Source organism: Caballeronia sp. GAWG1-5s-s (assembly GCF_023631445.1).
Lineage (GTDB): Bacteria > Pseudomonadota > Gammaproteobacteria > Burkholderiales > Burkholderiaceae > Caballeronia.
In genome coordinates this window covers 1-279 of the sequence record NZ_JALQDC010000073.1, presented here as the reverse complement: position 1 = coordinate 279, position 279 = coordinate 1, and the positions used below count along the sequence as shown (strand labels likewise).

Sequence of the window (279 nt, the reverse complement as noted above, 5' to 3'; positions counted from 1 at the left end):
GTCCAGCCCTTTCGCGATCTGCTCCATCATCTGCTGTTGCGTGTCCATGGAACCGAAAGACAGCGCGGTTGCAAGTGTGTCAAGCGTCTGGGGCACATCGACGAGATCCGGGCGGATATCCTCCGGGATCAGCGTGGACTGCGATATCAGGCGAGCAAGGCGCTTGAGCTTCTTCAGTAGCGGCACGTCGCGGTCGACCTCCGCGACCAGGCGCCCATGGATTCCCCGACGGTAGCCGAAGCTTTCGCCCAGCCCAGCAAGCACTTGTGTGGCCAGCCC

Annotated in this window: 1 protein-coding gene; it reads right to left on the bottom strand. The window is 62.4% G+C overall.

The annotated features are described in order from the left end of the window. A partial coding sequence (locus NCR34_RS27950; RefSeq protein ID WP_250501444.1) for a hypothetical protein occupies positions 1–279 on the bottom strand: 279 nt, incomplete at both ends.